This window comes from Bradyrhizobium ganzhouense, from assembly GCF_049949285.1.
Taxonomy (GTDB): Bacteria; Pseudomonadota; Alphaproteobacteria; order Rhizobiales; family Xanthobacteraceae; genus Bradyrhizobium; species Bradyrhizobium ganzhouense.
In genome coordinates this window covers 1,337,143-1,355,855 of the sequence record NZ_CP181318.1, presented here as the reverse complement: position 1 = coordinate 1,355,855, position 18,713 = coordinate 1,337,143, and the positions used below count along the sequence as shown (strand labels likewise).

Here is an 18,713-nt window from a genome sequence, read left to right as displayed (position 1 = left end):
GACACTTCGATCACCGGCGAACCAACGCCGGCAAGCCGTCGCTACAAGTCTGCGTCGATCGCGATCGAAACCAAGCCATGGAGACAGACATGCGATCGACACAGAAGTGGCCGGTGCCGCACGGCCAGGAAGCGTTCAGCCGCAGGACGGTTATCCGGGCCTTTGGCGCCGTGCTGGCGATCTATCTCTCGCCGTGGGCGGCGGCGTCATCTCAGGCCCAGCAGCAAGGAGGAAGAACCATGAACCACTATGCCACGCAGAAATCGCTGAGTGACGCCGTTGACGGCGGCGGGCTGCTCGTCGTCGCGCAATGGGAGGCGAAGCCCGGCGAGGCCGACAAGGTCGCCGCAATCCTCGACCGCTTCCTGCCGGAGGCGCAGCGCGAGGACGGCGTCAAGCTGTTCCTAATCTCGCGGGCTACGGACAATCCGGCGCAGTTCCTGTTCTACGAACTGTTCCGCGACGAGGCGGCCTTCAAGGCACATCAGGAGAGCGCGCACTTCAAGACCTACATCGCAGGCCAAGCATTGCCGCTACTGGCGAAGCGCGAGCGGGCGCAGTACGGGCTGCTGTAGGAGCCTGCTTGCACGCCGCGGTTCAAACGGATCGCGGCGTGCACCGTCAGATGATCGCGCGCAGCGGCGATTTGCGCAGGATCAACGCCGAGACGGCCAAACTGCCGATCGCGGCGAGCATGGTCAGCAGCAGCGCCTTCGTGAGTGCGAACAGCGGCAGCGCGTGCAGGAGCAACGCGAAGCCGATCAGGATCGGCGGGTGGATCAGATAGACGCCGAAGGCGTTGTCCGAGAGCCATTTCGCGACCGGGCCCTGCGCGTCGAAATGGCGGCGGTAGACGGCCAGTATCACGAGGCCCATGCCGGCGCAGACCAGCGCCTCCCACAGGCACTTTCCGGCACTGACGAAGTTGAAGCCGCCTGCATAGAGCGCCGTGTCGCCGTGCAGGCCACCGCCGAACAGCACGAGCGCCGCGAACAGCGGCGCGGAGAGCGAGAGCGCGAACAGTCCCCACCGGATGCAGGAGCGTTCGGAAACCCCAAGCATCCAATTGCCGCGATATCCGAGGCCGCCGGCTGCGAACATGAGGATATATTGCGGGATGTCGCCGGGGTGAACGTTGAGCACGGAAGCATCGGCGTGGATTGCAATGCGGACGGCAAACGTGCTCGCCGCCATAGCCGCAATGAACAGGACGATTCCCCAGCCGCGCAGCGCGAGCTGCGGTTCGCGCCATCCGGTGCGGCGGATCAGGCCATACAGCAGCGAAATCAGCAACAGCACCGCGCAGAACCACATCGGCCCCGTCTCGGAGAGCCATTCGCCGTCTCTCAGATGGGTCAGCCATTGGTGGCTGAAGCCGCCTTTGCCCCAGGTCCGGGACAGAAAATACTGCGTCAGCGGGCCGATCACCAACATGTAGAGCAAGGTCGGCAGGCCGAGCCTGATCAGCCGATCACGCGCAAATCTCGAAAATCCTTTCCGATCGAAGGCACCGGCGGCGAAATAACCGGCGATGAAGAACAGCGCCGCCATGAAGAAGGCCTGGAGAAAACTCTGATAGATGCCGAAGAACAGAGCGGTGCCAAAGCCGGTCTCCTGCCGGTCGACATAGTACCAATTGCCGAACGGAGAGTAGGTGTCGGCCGCGTGCATGCTCAGCACGAGAATGATCATCGACCAGCGGATGTTGTCGATGAACAGCAGGCGCGACTTCGTCTGCGGCCTGGTCGGCGCTGCTTCCGTGGCACTGATCAGAACGTCCACCATGCCGCCACCATGCCGGATATCCGGCGGCCTAGAACCGCGGAATGTCCGGGAACGCCACCTTGCCCGCATGCACATGCATGCGGCCGAGCTCGGCGCAGCGGTGCAGGGTCGGAAACACTTTTCCGGGGTTGAGCAGGCCCTGCGAGTCGAAGGCGCATTTCAGCCGCTGCTGCTGGTTGAGGTCAATTTCGGTGAACATGTCGCCCATGAGATCGCGCTTCTCGATGCCGACACCATGCTCGCCGGTGAGCACGCCGCCGAACTCGACGCAGGCGCGCAGGATGTCGGCGCCGAAAGCTTCGGCGCGCTCGATCTCTCCGGGCTTGTTGGCATCGTAGAGGATCAGGGGATGCAGATTGCCGTCGCCGGCGTGGAACACGTTGGCGCAGCCGAGCTGGTATTTTTCCGAGAGCTCACGGATGCGCGCCAGCGCCTTCGGCAGCGCGCCGCGCGGGATGGTGCCGTCCATGCAGAGATAGTCGGGCGAAATGCGCCCCACCGCGGGGAACGCGGCCTTGCGCCCGGCCCAGAACAGATTGCGCTCGGCCTCCGAGGTCGAGATCTGGCAGGTGGTCGAGCCGCAGCCATTCGCGATGGTCTCGACGCGCGTGATCAGCTCGTCGACCTCGATCTTGGGGCCGTCGAGCTCGATGATGAGCAGCGCCTCGACATCGAGCGGATAGCCGGCATGAACGAAGGCTTCGGCGGCGTGGATCGCGGGCTTGTCCATCATCTCCATGCCGCCGGGAATGATGCCGGCGCCGATGATGCGCGCCACGCATTCGCCGGCGGCCTCGACCTGCGCAAAGCCGACCATCAGGGCGCGCGCCGTCTCCGGCTTCTGCAGGATGCGTACCGTGATCTCGGTGATGACGCCGAGCAGGCCCTCGGAGCCCGTGATGACTCCCATGAGATCGTAGCCGGAATTCTCCACCGACTTGCCGCCGATGCGCAGGATCTCGCCGCTCATCAGGACGATCTCGCAACCGAGCACGTTGTTGGTGGTCATGCCGTATTTGAGGCAATGCACCCCGCCGGAATTCTCCGCGACATTGCCGCCGATCGAGCAGGCGATCTGCGAGGACGGATCGGGCGCGTAATAGAAGCCGGCATGCGCGACCGCCTGGCTGATCGCCAGATTGGTGACGCCGGGCTCGGTGACGACGACGCGGTTGTCGAAATCGATATCGCGGATGCGCTTGAACTTGCCGAGGCCCAGCAGCACGCCGTCCTCCAGCGGCAGCGCGCCGCCGGATAACGACGTGCCGGAGCCGCGCGGCACCACCTTGATGCCGTGGGCGGCACAATATTTCAGGACGAGCGAGACCTGCTCGGTGGTGTCGGGCAGCACCACGACCATCGGCGGCTGCCGATAGGCGGTCAGCCCATCGGATTCATAGGCCCGCATCTCGGCAGGCGTGTCGATCACGCCCTCGCCGGGCACGATTGCGCGCAATGCAGCAACGATCTCCGCGCGGCGCCCGAGCACCGTCTGGTCGCTCGCAGGCATCATGATGGCCATGACTTATCCTTCCGGCTCCCGCCGCGTGATCGATTTGTCGCGACAAATCAACCACGTCCGCGGCCGTTTGGGTAGGCCATCCGAAAGTCGGAGCCACGATCTTCCGGCGAGTTCGCTCTGGGACAAGTAGGAAATCATGAAACCTGTCATGGTTTCGTGGCTTGTCCAAGCCGAGCGGGCCGTGCCAAAACCGGCAGGGTTCGACGATCGCCGACCGAACGAGACCCCACCGGGAAAGAGACGAAGAGCACCCTATGAAAAAACTGACTTTTGGCGCGCTGATGATCCTCACCGTCACTGCCACGGCCACCAGCGCGATGGCGCAGGATGCCGCGGCCGGCAAATCGTCGTTCAACAAATGCCTGGCCTGCCACGCGATCGGCGAAGGCGCCAAGAACAAGGTCGGCCCCGAGCTCAACGGCCTCGACGGCCGCAAGTCCGGCACCGCGCCCGACTACAATTACTCGGATGCGAACAAGAATTCCGGCATCACCTGGGGTGAGGCACAGTTCAAGGAATACATCAAGGATCCGAAGGCCAAGATCCCCGGCACCAAGATGGCGTTCGCCGGCATCAAGAACGAGACCGAGATCAACAATCTCTGGACCTACGTGTCGCAGTTCGACAAGGACGGCAAGATCAAGCAGTAAGCGGACGAATGGCGGCCGCTAGAGCTTCGGTTCTGATTGAATCAGAACCGAAGCTCTAGCCTTTTGTTTTGACGCGTTTTCTTCACGCGAACCGGTATCCACTTCGCTCGAAAACGCTTTAGTCTGCGGCCGCCTGCGCCGCGGCGATTTGACCGATCATCGTCTCGACCTCGGTCTTCACCAGATCCGGCACGGCGTTCTGCACCATGTGGCCGAGATCGGGCAGCACGATCAGCTTGGCATTCGGCACGGTCGCGGCAAACGGGCGTGCGTGGATGTTGGTGGATACGGTCTTGTCGGGCTCGCCGGCGATGATCGTGACCGGCATCCTGATCTCGCCGTAGCGCGCGACTTGCGCGGCGACCGCTTCTTTCAACGTCACCAGATCATAGGCATTGGCGATGAACTCGCGCGGGCGCAGCAGCAGCGGCGTCGCCGAGTCCTGCACGAAACCGTCCGGCATGGTCTGCGGCAGGAAGACGTTGCGCGCACCGGACTCGGCGACGAAATAGCCCAGCGGCAGCGTGACGGTGTAGGCGAGCAGCGGGCCGATCAACGGCGTTGCGATGATCTCGTTGTAGCGGCCGACGCCGCCGCGCCAGGGATGGGTGACGGGCGCGAGCATCACGAGGCCGGCGACGCGGCGCGGATGATCGAGCGCCATCCGCGCGCCGAGCGCCCCGCTCCACGAATGCACGACGAAGATTGCGCGATCGATCCCGAGCTTGCCAAGCGCCTCGTCGATCATCCGCGCCTGGATCTCGGGCGTCGAATCCTGCCGCCGCGCGCGCGTGCTCCAGCCGTGGCCGGGACGGTCGATCAGGATGACCCGATGCTCCCTGGCGAGGAGGTCGCCAAGCGGACGCCGCATCACCTCCAGATTGGAGCTCGCGCCGTGCAGCATCACGATCGGCAGGCCGGCGTCGTGCGGGCCGATGTCGACGACGTGGAGCACAGCACCATCGACCTCGATCATCCGGCCCTGCGGCGGAAAACTACGCTGCACGGCGACGATTCCGGCCTGCGTGACCAGCGCCAGCAGAACCAGCGCCGTCACGACTGACATCACGGTCATGGAGAGAGTCCGGGCAATCCAGGGCACATCACAGCTACGGGTCTCGGCACGCGGCAGTTTCGCCCCGTGGGCATCAGCGCTTCCACCGGAAATGCCGGGCCTGTGGATATGTGCATAATCTCAATCTGTAAAAACGCAATAGAATCAATGGTCTCACTGGAGGGCCGGCAAGGCTCGGACCAGCTTCATGCAGTCGTCATCGCAGCTTCCTTATAATCGCCACGGTCGGTTCCGCCATCTAGGCGCGGGTGGGCGCCGATCCTCCTCGCAATCCCAGGGGATGCAGGAAAGACCGGCAGGATTTGTCCTGGTTTGAACCGGAGGATTTTCGATGAGCTTGAGATCGAACGATACTGCAATCGACGAGATCGTCGCGAGCTGCAACGGCGACCTGCGCGGTGCCGTGCGGGCGCTGCTCCTGATCAACGAGCATCTCGAGACGGAGCTTGCAAAGGCTTACGCAGCGGCCGTCGATCGCGGTCTTGCCGAACGCGGCGGCAGCGTCCTGCACTAGTCCGGCGCTGGTATTTGTTACAGTTTACACTTGTACCACTTGCGTCCGTAGTGTCCCGGGACACTTCATTTCAGCGATTCATCCATCGGAATCCGTCATGGGTTCGACGACCAACTTTGTGTCCCGGCGGCGGAGCGCCTCGTGGGAAAGTCTGGCAAGAAGCAAACGGCGAACTTCAAAAAGGCAGAACAGCAGAAGTTCGAGCGCTTTGCGAAGGCCGCCCGCAAAGCCGGCCTTCTCGTCAGCAAAGACGCCTATGTTCGCTATTTCCGGGATTTTGCCGATACGACGAACAAGGGATAGCCGAAAGCCTCGCTTGCTTCGTTCACCCTTGGCCCGGTTCAATTGGAACTAACCTCGACTGGGATAGTCTCCCAGACTTGGCCGTCGGCGACAACGGCAACCATACGGTGAAGCAGGACCCCTTCTCCTCCTCGCTTTCGACGCTCACCTTGCTACCGTGCAGCTCGGCGACGATCTTGACCAGGTACAGACCGACACCGGTGCCGACGATCCCGGAAACATTGCTGCCGCGGCTGTAGCGATCAAAGATTTTCGCAAGATCTTTTTTAGGGATGCCCACGCCACGATCACGGACAGCAACCATGATTTGGTCGCCGTCGATCGCGGCAACAACCTGGATCAAGCTGCCATCGGGCGAGTATTTTAGAGCGTTTGATATCAGATTGCCGAACATTTGAAAAAGCAGCTTGGCATCGCCGAGGACCGGCAGCGATCTGGTTCCTAGGTCCTGGTGTATATTCGCCTGTGGCGCGATTTCGCGATGGACCTGACAAACCTCATCCAGGACCCCTCGAAGCTCCAGCTCGACGGGGCGGAAATATAGCTGCGCCTCACCGTCAACGAGGCGCGAGGAATTGAGAAGCTTATCCATGACGGTCGTCATGCGGAGGACAGCCTTGCGGATCTTGCTTGCGCGCTCAACGATATCCGCGCTTGTGGCCCCTTGACTCGTCTTGGCAAGGCGCTGCGCCTGTCCATCGATCACCGTCAGCGGCGTGCGGAATTCGTGCGACGCCATGGACACGAAGTCCTGCTGCAGCTGGTTCAACCGCTGCTCCTCCGCGAGCCTCTCTTCCAGCATTGTTGCCTGCTGCGACAAAGAGCGCTGGCTGAGCATCAGCTCGATCGCGTTGGTGCGAAACACGCTGAGCGCGCGGGCCATTTCGCCGATCTCGTCGATCCGGTCTGTTCCGCGAATTTCGATGTTGGTGTCATTCCCCGCAAGCCGGTGCATCCCCGACGCCAGCCCGCGCAACGGCGTTGAAATGAAGCGCTTCACGTAGAATAGTGCTGCCATGATCAACAGTGCTGCAATCCCCATGGCGAGGAAAATCAGCGTCCGCGAGTGCTGGTAGGCGGCGTCCGCTTCGTAGCTTGCGACCTTCGCGCTGTCGACATTGAGACGCGCGAGGCTGTCTAGCGCATCGCTGGCCGCATCGTAAGCCGACTGTGAATCTGTTCGGTAGAGATTGATGGCCTGCGCTGTCTGCCCCGCCATGTACGACTGCAGAACACGATCAACCACAGCAAGATAAGCACTCCAGTTTTTTTTGAATTTGACATAGAGCGCAGAGGCGGTGGGCGACCGATGCAGGCTCTCGTAGCCTTTTTGTGCCTGCCCGACGGCCTGTCCGAGGCTCTCGATCTCCCTCCTGGCCGAGTCCGATTCGTGGTTTGACGACAACAAATATCGCCCTTCGGCCGCACGAAAATCGGATGTAAAGTTGTTCAGGTCGCCAATAAGCCGGGTGCTTGGCAACCAGATGTCGCGCACATCGGCCGACACCCGATTGAACTCGCCAAGCCGCTGGACGCTGAACAAGCCCAAGGCTGCGATCAGCAGAAAGAACAGCAGGAATACCAATGACAGGATCAGATTGAGCGAGCGCGCGCGCATCTCCGCCACCTAAGAGTGCAGCCACGTTTGGGACTGCAAATTGATTGAATCTACGGAGTTTTACCTCAACGGCTACTGTGATTAATCACATTTGCCCCCTTCCCGAATACCCTTTAAGGCTGCGTCAGGCTAGCTGCACCGGGCAGGACTGCCGGCAACGAAGTCATCGCTTTTCCGCGAGCTAGAGACGCAGCCATGGCGGATACCAGGAAGAAGATTCTCTGCATCGAGGATCACCGCGAAACGGCGGCCCTGATCGCCGAGGAGCTCGTCGATCGGGGATTCGAGGTCACGCTCGCTTACGACGGGGGGGAGGGTTTCGCCGCGATCTTCAAGACGATGCCCGACCTGGTGCTGTGCGATATCAACATGCCAGTGATGTCTGGCTTCGAGGTTTTGGAGCACCTGACCAAGATCGCGCCTCGATTCAACAACATGCCGTTTGTCTTTCTTACTGCCCTCACCGACCGCAGGAACGAACTTAAGGGGCGGCAGCTTGGCGCAGACGACTATGTCACGAAGCCCATCGATTTCGACATTCTGGTCTCCATCATCAACGCCCGCCTTGCCCATGTTGCGCGAACCGATGTCTGGGCGAAAGAAGCCAAACTGAATGATCGCGAGATTGAGACCTTAACATGGGTCGCGCGCGGCAAGACCTCGGCCGAGATCGCAAAGATCCTAGAATTAGCCAAGCGAACGGTCGATTTTCACATCGATAGTGCGCGAATCAAGCTTGGTGTCGCGACCCGGACTCAAGCAGCCATCAAGGCCGTGACAGGCAAACTGATCGAGCCCTGATTTCCGAGGATCTTGCCAGCCCTCCTCGAAAGCCTTTCCCGGTCCATTGGGCAAATGCCGCAAGCCGTGTTGTGCGGCACATCACCAAGGCCTCTCAGGGAACATCTATTTCGCTTGAAAGTGTTTATTCCTCATTGTGCATAGAGGCGCGCGCATTCTCGCGAGCGGATGCCAACCTCTCGACATATTCGACAGCACTTTTCGGAAACCACTCGACGCCGATCTGCCTTAGTTCATCCGATGCTACAGGCGGGCCACTGATATCGTCCAACAACTGCGCATAGGCGTAGAGCACGTCGACTTCGACATCGCGGGTCGTTCTTGCAAGTTTCCGGAGGATCCTTGCTGCTGTCAAATTGCCTTTACTCAGGGCGGAATCAGCTGCGCATTCGAATTCGAGACGTAGAAGCTCGCGTATCTTTTCCTGATGTCTGGCGTCGGTCGCGGGCGCAACAGCTCCCTTCGATTCCTTGGGGTCGCCAACGACGACGCTCGGCGTTTGATGTGGCGGCACCGTCGGAGGTGTCGGCTCGTCTCCCGTCACGCGAAAGAACCATCTGCCCATCTGTTGCTCCCGTTTGCACGCCTCAAGGGTGCTTCGGCGTGATGCTGCTCCCGCTCAAAACGCCCGGGGTAACTTTGGCCGAGCCGCCAACTGTTGCTGTCCGCGCAGCCGGTCGGACCATCGCGGTGCCGTTGATACTGGGACCGTTGGTGGTCGCGGCGGCAGCTCCGGCCGAAGTCGGCGTGTGACTTGGAGGCGCCACTCCCACAGGGCTGCCCGAACCGGCCGACGCCTTGTTGCTTAAGGTCCCGATCTTGGCGGTGCCGGCGATGGACGGCTTCTGGCCTGCCTGGGCCAGTGTCTGGAGCTTAACGACCGGTTGCAGCTTCGAGCTGGCACCCGTTCCCTTAGCGTCTTTGCCTTTCGGACCGAACAGGGTGTCGACATCCATACCGCTCTTGCCGCCACCATTGCCTTGATCGGCACCTCCGATCGCTGCCGGCGCCGCGCTACCAGCGTCGTGAGCGACGGCCGAGGCCGTCATCGCCATGCAAAGCGCCAGACCAATCAAATGCGAACCGAACTTCATCGTCATCTCCTGCAATTGTGAACCGCCCCAGTACGTTACTCAGCCGGCGCAAGACTCTGCGCGCCACCTTCGCCTGCCGGTTCGCCCTCTCTATCGAGAAACATCATCCGAAGCGCCGGCACCACCACAAGCAGCATAATTGGTCCGATCAGCATGCCGCCCACGACCACGGTGGCGAGCGGGCGCTGCACCTGGCTGCCGATCCCTGAAGAGATTGCTGCGGGGAACAGACCGATGCAAGCCGACATCGCGGTCATCAGCATCGGCCGCATGCGCTGGGTGGCAGCATGGAACATGGCTTCGAGCCTCGGCATGCCGCCGACGTGAACCTGATTGTAGTAAGTGATCATCAGAATGCCGTCCATCACCGACACACCGAACAGAGAGACGAAGCCGATGGCAGCAGAGATGCTGAAATCCAGACCAGTGACATAGAGCGCGACGATGCCGCCAGCGATCGCAAACGGAATACCCGCCAGCGCCAGCAGGCTGTCGCGCAGCGAGTTGAACAGGCCGTACAGCAACACCAGGATCAGGATCAGGCTGATCGGGACCACCACTTCCAGCCGCTTCTTGGCAAGTTCGAGGTCTTCGAACTCGCCGGCCCAGACGATACGATATCCGGGCGGCAGCTTAACGTTCCTCGCGATCCGCTCCTGCGCCTCTTCGACAGTGCCGCCGAGATCGCGCCCGCGCACGCTGAACTTGATTGGAAGGTTGCGTGTGCTGGTCTCATGATAGATGTAGGTGGCACCAGTGTCGAGTGTGATGGTGGCGAGCTCACGCAACGGGATATAAGCGTTGGTACCAGCAGATGTTGTGTAGCCAACCTTGATGTCGCCGACGGATTCGAGGCTATTGCGGTAGTCCTGGTCAAGGCGGACCGAGACCGAAAACTGGCGATCGCCCTCAAGCAGGGTCGTTGCCTGGGTTCCTCCCATCGCCGCCTGAATCACGGTATTGACGTCGCCGGTATTAAGGCCATAGCGCATCGTCTTTTCACGATCGACCTTGATGTTCAGGTTGGGCTGACCGAGCACGTGGAACACGCCGAGATCGGTAACGCCGCGGACCTTTTGCAGCTCAGACTGAACCTGAGTGGCAAGCTGCTCCAATACGCTGAGATTGGGGCCAAGGATCTTGACCGAATTGGCGCCCTTCACGCCCGACAATGCCTCCTCGATGTTGTCCTGAATGTACTGCGAGAAGTTGAAGGTCGCGCCAGGCACTGCATCGGTGAACTCTTTGTTTAGCTGCTCGATCAGCTTGTCCTTGGTGTAATTTGTCGGCCACTCCTCGTATGGCTTGAGCGGCGCGAATATTTCGATATTGGAGAAGGGCGAGGCATCGCTTCCGTTGTCGGGGCGACCGTGCTGCGTCACTGCCGTGATCACCTCTGGATGACTGAGCAGGATTTCGCGCAATTTCCCTGTCGCGGGGGTGCCGGCGTCGAGCCCAAGCGAGGGTGGCAATGCCACCCGGATCCACAGATTGCCTTCCTCAAGGTGCGGTAGAAATTCGCTACCAAGCCGCGTCCCCAACAGCCCGATCAAACCCAGGAACACCAATCCAACGGCGAACATGGTCTTGCGATGACCCAACGACCAATGCAGCACCGGCTCGTACGTTTTGCGCAGAGCCCGCACAAGGATGGTTTCAGCTTCGTGCACGTGTTCCGGCAAGAGATATGACGCCAACACCGGCGTCACCGTGAAGGTCGCGATCAATGCGCCGGCAAGTGCGTAGGCGTAGGTGCGCGCCATCGGTCCGAAGATCTGGCCCTCGACGCCCTGCATTGCAAACAGTGGGACAAACGCTGCGACGGTGATGAGCGCCGAAAACAGGATCGCCCTGTCGACCTGCAGCGCGCTGGAAAGGATCAGCCGCAACCGATCGGTCCAGAGGCTGCGGACACCCGGGCGGTCCCGCGTCGGATCCTCACCCCACCGACCATCGGCAAGGAGGCCCAGGGCTTCCTGCTGTTGCTCCGCCCTCGATTGAAAGTTCCGGAACACGTTTTCGACGAGAATCACCGCGGAGTCCACGATGATACCGAAATCGACAGCGCCCACGGATAAGAGGTTGGCGTCCTCGCCCATCAGCACGAGAATGATCACGCTGAAGAACAAGGCAAACGGAATGTTCACGCCGACGATGATCGCGCTGCGAAGATTGCCGAGAAACATCCACTGAATCAAGAAGACCAGTACGCAACCGAAGACCAGATTGTGCAGGACTGTGCGTGTGGTCACCGATACGAGTGTGCCGCGATCATAGTAAGGAACGAGCTTTACACCTGGCGGCAGGGTGCCGTCGTGGTTCATCTGATCAACAATGGCCTGCACCTTCGGCAACACGTCGTTGGTGTGCAGCGTACGATTCATCACCACAATGGACAACGCCACATCGTCGTCGTGGTCGCGCCCCGCGATCCCGAGCCGAGGCACGAATCCAAGCTCGACCCTGGCGACATCCTTGATCGTCACCGGTACACCGTTCAACTGCGTCAGAACGACGTTCTCGATGTCCTGAACGTGGTAACCCTGTGTTAAATTGTCGCCGCCGCCCGAGTCGAAAAGACCGAGGCCGCGAATGTTGATCGACTGCTGGCCGACGGTGATCTCGCGGCCGCCGATATTGATGTTGGAGTTACCGAGCGCGGTAATGATCTGGGGAATCGTGATGCTGTAAGCATCGAGCTTGTGAAGATCAACGTTGACGCTGTACTGCTTGGTGGTCCCGCCCCATGAATTGACCTGCGCGACACCCGGCACCGAGAACAGGCGCCGCAGGACGATCCAGTCCTGCACGGTACGCAGATTGCTCAATCCGAAATGCGGTGGTCCCACCACCTGGTAGCGAAAGATCTCCCCTGTGAGGCTCGATTGTTGGATTTGGGGGATCTGGTTCTGCGGCAGCGTAACGTTCTGCTGCAGGCTGAGCGCCGCCTGCGTGTAGGCAAAGTAATAATCAATGCCGTATTTGAAGGTTACGCGAATGAAAGTCAGTCCGTAGAATGACGTGGAGCGAATGCTTTCGACGCCCGGCGTCGGGTAAAGACCGATCTCCATCGGAATCGTGTAGTAGCGTTCCATCTCCTCCGCAGAGAGGCCTGGAGCCTGTGCCGTGATCTCGAGGATGACTGGTGCGGGATTCGGATAGGCCTCGATATTCAGCTTGTAGAACGCAAGCACTCCGGCACCAATGAACACCAAGAGCCCCAATAAGATGATGGGACGCCGGGTCAAGCCGAATGCGAGGATTCCCTTCAGCACTGTTTGCCTCTTTTCTTAAGTTGCAGTTCGAGCGCGCGAACGCGATTGGCACGTCCGCTCAACCGCCGACCTGGCCGATCGCCAGCATGTTGCTCAGAAAGATCGCCCCCTCCGTGGCGACGAGTTCGCCAGGCTGCAAACCATCAAGGATCTGACGAAGACCGTCCTTGCGGTCGCCGATCTTGACAGTGCGCTGAATGAAGCGCTTCCGGTCGGTCGTGACCCACACCGTCATGGTGCCATCCCCTTCGCGCACTACGCCGTCAAGCGGCACCGCAGGCGATCTGACCGGATTGCCGGTCGTGATGGCAAAACGCGCGAACATCCCGGATCGCAATTCATGGTTCGGGTCTTCAATCTCCGACCGAACCAGCATCCGGTGCGTATTGGCATCGACGCTCGAGCTGATCGTGGAAATGTGCCCCTCGAAGACCTTTCCGGGATACGACATCACGGCGACCTTGACCTCCTGGCCGACGTGAATGGTGGAGACATCGCTCTCGGCGACGTTCGCCAGCATCCACATGGTCGAGTTATCCGCCACCGAGTACGGCGCCGGCGCACTGCCGGGCTGAACGAAAAGTCCGGGGGCGGCGTTGCGCGCCGTGACGCGGCCATCGATCGGGCTCTTCACCACAAGTTTCGGATCAGCCCGTCGTTCTCTGATGATCGCGTCGATCTCGGCGTCGGCCTTGCCAAAGATACGAACGGCGTCACGCGCCGCCTTTAGCGAACCCTCGGCGGTCTGCTGGTCCGAAACCGCTTGCTCGAGGTCCTTCTGCGCGACCGCCTTGATCTCGTAGAGAGAGGAAAGGCGCTTCAGCGCGCGCGTGGTTAGCTCATGTACGCCGGCCGCGGCAATCAGGGTCGAGCTGGCCGAAAGCAGGTCCGGGCTGTCGATGGTAAACAGCACCTGCCCTTTCTTGACGTCGTCACCGACCTTGGCGAACGCCTCCAGGATACGCCCCTGGTAGGGCGTAAATACCTGAAGGGTCAGGTCTTCGTTGAAGTCGATGCTGCCGACAGTCGCTCTTTCAACCGGAAACTCATACTCTTTCACCGCTTCGATCTTGACGGTCGATATTTGCTTCTCGTTGAGCTCGACGCTGGGAACGCCGCTCACCGTACCCGTTCTCACGTCGGAGGAGTCTGTCTTGGCATTCGCATCTGAGCTCACGGCCTCTGCGCCGAAGCGCAGCCAGCTCTTGATATGGTTGACCGAATAGGCTCCTCCAAAAAAGCAAAGCGCACCGGTCGCAATAACCGCCACGATCACGCTAGACTTGGGATTTGCCACTGGTGCACCTCTGAATCAGCCCCGGCAGCCCGCGCGGGGTCAGAAATCCCCGAAACTATGCCTCAGAAGGACTCGGCATTTCACTGCTACAAATCCCGCCGATCCCTGTGACAAATCACAGTTCCCGATGCAGCCAACTGCTCTAGCGTTTGGACTTGGTTCACCTTCTGCGGCGGAGCCATGCGCTGCCGCTTTTCGGATCTCATCGGGGGCTTCATGCTTAGCTATCGTTCGGCGATCGCCGCATCATGCGCCGGGCTGTTGCTTGCGAGCTGCGCGGTCGGTCCGAATTTCTCGCCGCCGCCAGCGCCGGATGTGTCGCGCTACACCCCCGAGCCATTGTCGTCTCCGCATCCCAGCGCTGAGCCCCCGAAGGTTGCCGGACAGCGCTTTATGGAAGGTGCTGACATCCCGACCCGTTGGTGGGCGGCGTTTCGGTCCAAACCACTCAACGAGCTGATCAGGCTTGCGGTCGATCACAATCCGACACTACAGGCCTCGGAAGCCGCGATCCGGGTGGCGAACTACAACGCCCTGGCGCAGCGCGGCCTGTTCTTTCCGCAGGCCAACCTCAATTACACGCCGTCACAACAGCTGCAGTCCAACAACACAATATCGGATCCGTCGACGCAGACGCAGTTCAGCCTGCACACGGCTCAGCTCAACGTCAGCTTCGTCCCGGACGTCTGGGGCGCGAACTTCCGGGCGGTCGAAAGTCTGGATGCGCTGACCGAGCAGGCGCAGTTCCAGCTTGAGGCCGCGCATCTGACACTGACAGCCAACGTCGTGACCGCTGCCATTCAGGAGGCTTCGTTGCGTGGCCAGATTGAGGGAACCGAGCGCGTCATCAAGGCGCTGCGTGAGATACTCGACCTCCTCCAGAAGCAACTCGGTGCTGGCCAGGTCGCCGAGACCGACGTGCTGACGCAGGAGGCGGCGCTAGCGCAGGTAGAGCAGACGCTGCCGCCACTCAGGAAACAGCTCGCCGTGCAGCGCGATCTATTGACGGCCCTTGCCGGCCAATTTTCAGCCGACGAAGTTCTGCAGAAATTCGATCTGAAGCAGATCGCATTGCCGAGAAACCTGCCGGTGAGCCTGCCGTCGACGCTGTTGCGGCAGCGCCCCGATGTCAGGGCCGCGGAGGCCTTCATGCATTCGGCGAGCGCGCAGGTGGGAGTCGCTATCGCAGCGCGGCTGCCGAATTTCACGATCACGGCAAATCCGGGCACAAGCGCCAATGCGCTGGCCGAGCTTTTCACGCCGGGAACGTATTTCTATACGGTCGCCGCGAGCGCGACGCACCCGATCTTCGATGGATTGACCCTGTACCATAAGCAGAAGTCTGCCGAGGCCGCGCTCGACCAGGCCGACGCGCTATACCGCCAGACGGTCATCACAGCATTTCAGAACGTCGCCGATGCTCTGCGCAGCCTGCAGCAGGATACACCGGCCCTGCAAGCCGCCATCAAGTCAGAAGTTGCCACCCAGAAAAGCCTCGATCTAATCAGGAAGCAACTGGCGCTAGGTCTGATCAACCAGGCGACGCTGCTGACGGCGCAACAGGCTTATTTCACCGCCGTGATTGCGCGGGTGCAGGCGGAAGCCACAAGGCTGTCCGACGTCGCCGCTCTGTTCATGGCGCTGGGCGGCGGTTGGCCGGCTAATTGTCCGACCAGCGACTGGCGCGCCTGCGAGTTTGACGAGACCGAAATGCCATCCAAGGACGTCACAAAATCCTGAGCTGTCGCTGAGGGAGCTCTGCGGAAATCGAAATGATGAAGCGAGCGTTTCCGCTCAGCCCGCCATCGCGGCAGCTGAGGGCATCTGTTGCCCCGCCAGGAACGCCGTGACCTCGTGCTCGAAGGTCTTGAGGGCTGCACCGATCGCCTGGTGCATGTCGAGATATTTGTAGGAGCCGAGCCGGCCGCCGAAGACGATGTTCGGACGCTTGTCCATCATCGTTCGGTAACCGGACAGGATGGCCCGGTCGGCGGCGGTGTTGATCGGGTAGTAGGGTTCGTCGTCGCGGCCGGCGAAGCGGGAATATTCGCGATAGATCGTGGTCTTCGGCTCCCGATAATCGCGCTCGGGATGAAGGTGCCTGAACTCGTGGATACGGGTGAAGGGTACGTCGGCGTCGGCGTAGTTGATCACCGAAGTGCCCTGGAAGTCAGCGACGTCATGCACCTCGCGCGCGAAGTCGACGGTGCGCCAGCCGAGCTCGCCACAGCGATAGCGGAAGAAGCGGTCGATTGGCCCGGTATAGATCACGAGTTGGCCGGGGCGGATCTGGTCGTCAATGTCGAAATAGTCGACGCCGAGATGAAGCTCGATATTCGGCGACTTCAGCATGCGGCGGAAGATCGCGGTGTAGCCATCGACCGGCATGCCTTCGTAGCGATCGGCGAAGTAGCGGTCGTCGAAGTTGAGCCGCACCGGCAAGCGGCCGATGATGTCGGCCGAGAGCTCGCTCGGCTCGGTCTGCCACTGTTTCTGCGTATAGCCGCAGATGAGAAGGTCGTAGAGCGTGCGGCCGACGGAGGCGATCGCCTTGTCCTCCAGGTTCTGGGCAGCGCTCGCGCCATGGGCGTGAACATGGGCGTCAGCTTCCGCCGCAATCACGAGCCTCGCCTCTTGCGGCGTCATGGCGCGGCCGAACGCGGCCGAGATGGTCGCGAGATTGATCGGCATGGAATAGAGCCGCCCGCGCGCCACCGTGAAGACGCGGTGACGGTAGGCCGTGAATTCGGTGAAGCGCTGCAGATAGCGCCAGACCGTCTCCGAGTTGGTGTGAAAGATGTGCGTGCCGTAGCAATGCACCTCGACGCCGCTGTCGGGATCAATCTCCGAATAGGCATTGCCGCCGATATGAGCGCGCCGGTCGAGCACGCAGACCTTTCGCCCGAGCTCGTTTGCCACCCGCTCGGCAATGGTCATGCCGAAGAAGCCGGCGCCCACCACCACGACGTCGAAGCCATCAAGCTGCATGCGTTCCCCACCCTGTCGGCGTCGCAAGCGCGCAAATCCGCGGCCGACGAGGCTTCAACGGCGAGGGACGCCGGCTCAGGCGGAATAATTGCACGCCGCGCCAACAATTCGTGAGCCCGGGAAGGCCGCCCCGGATCGTTCAACAGTCGGGGCGCGACGGCGGTGCGATCGGCAAGCCGGGCGACGCCAATGCTCGGAGACCGTCGACCATGGCTTTGATCTGCATCCTGTCAGCGACCAACAGCGCTTATCAATCGGTTCGCGGCATCCTCCTCATGGCGGGGGCCGAGCTCGACCGGCTCGGCCATGAGGTGAAGATCCTCGATCTGGAGGCGCCCGACACGCCGGCGCGGATGGAGGCCCTGCTGCCGCGGCGCGACGAGATGATGGCGCTCGTGATGTCGGGAATCGGCCTCGAGATCTACGCCAAGGAAGGCAAGCTGCTCTGGGACGCGGCGCAGATTCCCGTGTTCAACTGGAACTGCGATCACCCCTCCTATTTCGTGCGCCGCCACCGGCTGGACAGCCCTTACGTCGTGCACGGCTACGTGTTTCCGGATCATGCCGCGTTCAACCGTGACCATCTGCATGCCAATGGCGCAGCGTTCGGGGCCCATATCGGCATCCCGGATCCCGGCTTCTTCGGCGCCCAGCCGGCCGACAGGCGCAACGGCCGGATCGTCTTCGCCAAGTCCGATTGGAATCCAGCCAAACTCGAGCGCTCCTGGCGCAAGGCGTTGCCACCAAAACTGTTCGCCATCCTGTTCGATGCGATCGCTGCTGCGCGTGGCAAGAACTGCTCCGCCTTTCCCGAGATCATCTGCAACGTGGCGGCCGAGCATCTCGTCCATCTCACGCCCGGCGGCGATGTCTTCAATGCGATCCTGACACGCCTCGACAATTACACGCGGGCGGTCAGGACCCGTGAGGTCGGTGCCGTGCTGTCCAAATATCCGGTGGATTTCATCGGCGGCGGCTGGGAGGATTTCCAGGCCGAGACGCGTCATGCCCGTTTCCTCGGCGCCATGCCGTTCGACACGCTGCGCGAAACGCTCGGAACATATCTCGGCGCAGCCTCGCTCAATCCCAATGTCGATCTCTCGGTGCATGACCGCGTGTTCTTCGCGCTCGGCGCCTCGACCGTGCCGATCTTCGACGCCAACAGCTTTTCGCAGGCGAATTTCCCGCGCCTCTCCCGCTTCGGCTTCGGCCACGATGCCGATAGCATTGCGGCAGCCGTCGAGGCCGTGCTTGATGATCCCCAGGCGGCGCAGGCGGCGACCGCCGCGACGCTCGCCGAGACCTATCCACGTCTCTCCATGCAGCGCTCGGTGCAGGACATTTGCGAGATCACGACGCAGATGGCCGGCAAGCGTGGCGCGAGATTGATTCCCGCAGCGCCATCGCCGGCGAGCTATTGGACCAAGGAACGGCCGACGGCGGCAGCCTGAGTTGGCTCAGCCCGCGCCGTCCTCGGCCTTTTGCTCGTCGGGCGTGAGCGCGGGACAGGCGCGAATGGTCGAGCGTGCCAGCTTGGCATCGTCCTTCGATTTGTAAGGACCGTCGCCGAACCAGATGTCGCCGTTGATGACCGGATTGCTGGTCACGATATTGCATTTGCCGGTGGCCTGATTGCCGACCACCCAGAACAATCCGTCGGCAAGGCTCATCGTTCCTGACGCCAACAGCAAGCTACAAGCAAGGATCAGACGCTTCATGGCTTTTGCTCCTGCCATGCAGGTAGACCTGCGGCGGCGCCGGCAATAGTCCTGGCGACGTTGCGCCTCCGAT

Annotated in this window: 17 protein-coding genes; 7 read left to right on the top strand and 10 right to left on the bottom strand. The window is 61.3% G+C overall.

All coding sequences use genetic code 11. The annotated features are described in order from the left end of the window. The first annotated feature begins 89 nt into the window (after nucleotides 1–89). On the top strand, nucleotides 90–575 hold the full coding sequence (locus ACLFLU_RS06345; RefSeq protein ID WP_426411460.1) for a putative quinol monooxygenase: 486 nt from the start codon (nucleotides 90–92) through the stop codon (nucleotides 573–575). 46 nt (nucleotides 576–621) lie between these two features. Here ACLFLU_RS06345 and ACLFLU_RS06340 read toward each other — a convergent pair whose 3' ends face one another. After that, on the bottom strand, nucleotides 622–1,785 hold the full coding sequence (locus ACLFLU_RS06340; RefSeq protein WP_426411459.1) for an acyltransferase family protein: 1,164 nt from the start codon (nucleotides 1,783–1,785) through the stop codon (nucleotides 622–624). A 28-nt stretch (nucleotides 1,786–1,813) separates the two neighbouring features. Further along, the gene (locus tag ACLFLU_RS06335) at nucleotides 1,814–3,307 is read right to left on the bottom strand and encodes an FAD-linked oxidase C-terminal domain-containing protein (protein ID WP_426411458.1); all 1,494 of its coding nucleotides are present in this window, start codon (nucleotides 3,305–3,307) and stop codon (nucleotides 1,814–1,816) included. 254 nt (nucleotides 3,308–3,561) lie between these two features. Here ACLFLU_RS06335 and cycA point away from each other — a divergent pair, with 254 nt between their 5' ends. Then, the gene (cycA, locus tag ACLFLU_RS06330; protein ID WP_426411457.1) at nucleotides 3,562–3,957 is read left to right on the top strand and encodes a cytochrome c-550 CycA; all 396 of its coding nucleotides are present in this window, start codon (nucleotides 3,562–3,564) and stop codon (nucleotides 3,955–3,957) included. 118 nt (nucleotides 3,958–4,075) lie between these two features. Here cycA and ACLFLU_RS06325 read toward each other — a convergent pair whose 3' ends face one another. After that, nucleotides 4,076–5,032, bottom strand: a complete 957-nt coding sequence (locus ACLFLU_RS06325) for an alpha/beta fold hydrolase (protein ID WP_426411456.1) — start codon at nucleotides 5,030–5,032, stop codon at nucleotides 4,076–4,078. Between the two features lie 331 nt (nucleotides 5,033–5,363). Here ACLFLU_RS06325 and ACLFLU_RS06320 point away from each other — a divergent pair, with 331 nt between their 5' ends. Then, nucleotides 5,364–5,546 carry a hypothetical protein gene (locus tag ACLFLU_RS06320; protein WP_148755059.1) on the top strand — a complete coding sequence of 61 codons (183 nt, stop codon included), beginning with the start codon at nucleotides 5,364–5,366 and terminating at the stop codon, nucleotides 5,544–5,546. A 141-nt stretch (nucleotides 5,547–5,687) separates the two neighbouring features. Next, on the top strand, nucleotides 5,688–5,849 hold the full coding sequence (locus ACLFLU_RS06315; RefSeq protein ID WP_426411455.1) for a hypothetical protein: 162 nt from the start codon (nucleotides 5,688–5,690) through the stop codon (nucleotides 5,847–5,849). 22 nt (nucleotides 5,850–5,871) lie between these two features. On the opposite strand, the gene ACLFLU_RS06310 is transcribed toward ACLFLU_RS06315, so the two are convergent. Beyond that, a complete protein-coding gene (locus tag ACLFLU_RS06310; protein ID WP_426411454.1) occupies nucleotides 5,872–7,467 on the bottom strand; it encodes an ATP-binding protein in 1,596 nt (531 codons plus the stop codon). Between the two features lie 195 nt (nucleotides 7,468–7,662). On the opposite strand from ACLFLU_RS06310, the gene ACLFLU_RS06305 reads away from it, so the two are divergent. Continuing rightward, on the top strand, nucleotides 7,663–8,268 hold the full coding sequence (locus ACLFLU_RS06305; RefSeq protein ID WP_426411453.1) for a response regulator transcription factor: 606 nt from the start codon (nucleotides 7,663–7,665) through the stop codon (nucleotides 8,266–8,268). 124 nt (nucleotides 8,269–8,392) lie between these two features. Here ACLFLU_RS06305 and ACLFLU_RS06300 read toward each other — a convergent pair whose 3' ends face one another. Genes ACLFLU_RS06300 through ACLFLU_RS06285 form a run of 4 tightly spaced genes read right to left on the bottom strand, consistent with a single transcriptional unit; the run spans nucleotide 8,393 to nucleotide 13,934 of the window. Next, complete coding sequence (locus ACLFLU_RS06300; RefSeq protein ID WP_426411452.1) at nucleotides 8,393–8,833, bottom strand: hypothetical protein; 441 nt, start codon at nucleotides 8,831–8,833, stop codon at nucleotides 8,393–8,395. 22 nt (nucleotides 8,834–8,855) lie between these two features. After that, nucleotides 8,856–9,377, bottom strand: a complete 522-nt coding sequence (locus ACLFLU_RS06295) for a hypothetical protein (protein ID WP_426411451.1) — start codon at nucleotides 9,375–9,377, stop codon at nucleotides 8,856–8,858. A gap of 20 nt (nucleotides 9,378–9,397) precedes the next feature. After that, nucleotides 9,398–12,637 carry an efflux RND transporter permease subunit gene (locus ACLFLU_RS06290; protein WP_426411450.1) on the bottom strand — a complete coding sequence of 1,080 codons (3,240 nt, stop codon included), beginning with the start codon at nucleotides 12,635–12,637 and terminating at the stop codon, nucleotides 9,398–9,400. Nucleotides 12,638–12,695: 58 nt separating this feature from the next. After that, complete coding sequence (locus tag ACLFLU_RS06285; protein WP_426411449.1) at nucleotides 12,696–13,934, bottom strand: efflux RND transporter periplasmic adaptor subunit; 1,239 nt, start codon at nucleotides 13,932–13,934, stop codon at nucleotides 12,696–12,698. 216 nt (nucleotides 13,935–14,150) lie between these two features. On the opposite strand from ACLFLU_RS06285, the gene ACLFLU_RS06280 reads away from it, so the two are divergent. Beyond that, entirely contained in the window at nucleotides 14,151–15,674 is a 1,524-nt protein-coding gene (locus ACLFLU_RS06280; RefSeq protein ID WP_426411448.1) for an efflux transporter outer membrane subunit, read from the top strand. A 54-nt stretch (nucleotides 15,675–15,728) separates the two neighbouring features. Here ACLFLU_RS06280 and glf read toward each other — a convergent pair whose 3' ends face one another. Then, nucleotides 15,729–16,922: a UDP-galactopyranose mutase gene (gene glf / locus ACLFLU_RS06275; RefSeq protein ID WP_426411447.1), complete on the bottom strand. Its 1,194-nt coding sequence runs from the start codon at nucleotides 16,920–16,922 to the stop codon at nucleotides 15,729–15,731. Between the two features lie 209 nt (nucleotides 16,923–17,131). Between glf and ACLFLU_RS06270 the strand changes: the two genes are divergently transcribed. Next, on the top strand, nucleotides 17,132–18,373 hold the full coding sequence (locus tag ACLFLU_RS06270) for a hypothetical protein (protein ID WP_426411446.1): 1,242 nt from the start codon (nucleotides 17,132–17,134) through the stop codon (nucleotides 18,371–18,373). 6 nt (nucleotides 18,374–18,379) lie between these two features. Here the strand turns inward: ACLFLU_RS06270 and ACLFLU_RS06265 are convergent, their stop codons facing one another. Further along, nucleotides 18,380–18,640 carry a hypothetical protein gene (locus ACLFLU_RS06265; RefSeq protein WP_426411445.1) on the bottom strand — a complete coding sequence of 87 codons (261 nt, stop codon included), beginning with the start codon at nucleotides 18,638–18,640 and terminating at the stop codon, nucleotides 18,380–18,382. Between the last annotated feature and the right edge of the window lie 73 nt (nucleotides 18,641–18,713).

Bases quoted from the DNA above. Each gene is read 5' to 3' on its own strand.
- ACLFLU_RS06270 (WP_426411446.1), top strand. From the start codon at position 17,132: ATGGCTTTGATCTGCATCCTGTCAGCGACCAACAGCGCTTATCAATCG.
- ACLFLU_RS06310 (WP_426411454.1), bottom strand. From the start codon at position 7,467: ATGCGCGCGCGCTCGCTCAATCTGATCCTGTCATTGGTATTCCTGCTG.
- ACLFLU_RS06280 (WP_426411448.1), top strand. From the start codon at position 14,151: ATGCTTAGCTATCGTTCGGCGATCGCCGCATCATGCGCCGGGCTGTTG.
- ACLFLU_RS06340 (WP_426411459.1), bottom strand. From the start codon at position 1,785: ATGGTGGACGTTCTGATCAGTGCCACGGAAGCAGCGCCGACCAGGCCG.
- cycA (WP_426411457.1), top strand. From the start codon at position 3,562: ATGAAAAAACTGACTTTTGGCGCGCTGATGATCCTCACCGTCACTGCC.
- ACLFLU_RS06325 (WP_426411456.1), bottom strand. From the start codon at position 5,032: ATGACCGTGATGTCAGTCGTGACGGCGCTGGTTCTGCTGGCGCTGGTC.
- ACLFLU_RS06345 (WP_426411460.1), top strand. From the start codon at position 90: ATGCGATCGACACAGAAGTGGCCGGTGCCGCACGGCCAGGAAGCGTTC.
- ACLFLU_RS06300 (WP_426411452.1), bottom strand. From the start codon at position 8,833: ATGGGCAGATGGTTCTTTCGCGTGACGGGAGACGAGCCGACACCTCCG.
- ACLFLU_RS06305 (WP_426411453.1), top strand. From the start codon at position 7,663: ATGGCGGATACCAGGAAGAAGATTCTCTGCATCGAGGATCACCGCGAA.
- ACLFLU_RS06335 (WP_426411458.1), bottom strand. From the start codon at position 3,307: ATGGCCATCATGATGCCTGCGAGCGACCAGACGGTGCTCGGGCGCCGC.
- ACLFLU_RS06320 (WP_148755059.1), top strand. From the start codon at position 5,364: ATGAGCTTGAGATCGAACGATACTGCAATCGACGAGATCGTCGCGAGC.
- glf (WP_426411447.1), bottom strand. From the start codon at position 16,922: ATGCAGCTTGATGGCTTCGACGTCGTGGTGGTGGGCGCCGGCTTCTTC.
- ACLFLU_RS06265 (WP_426411445.1), bottom strand. From the start codon at position 18,640: ATGAAGCGTCTGATCCTTGCTTGTAGCTTGCTGTTGGCGTCAGGAACG.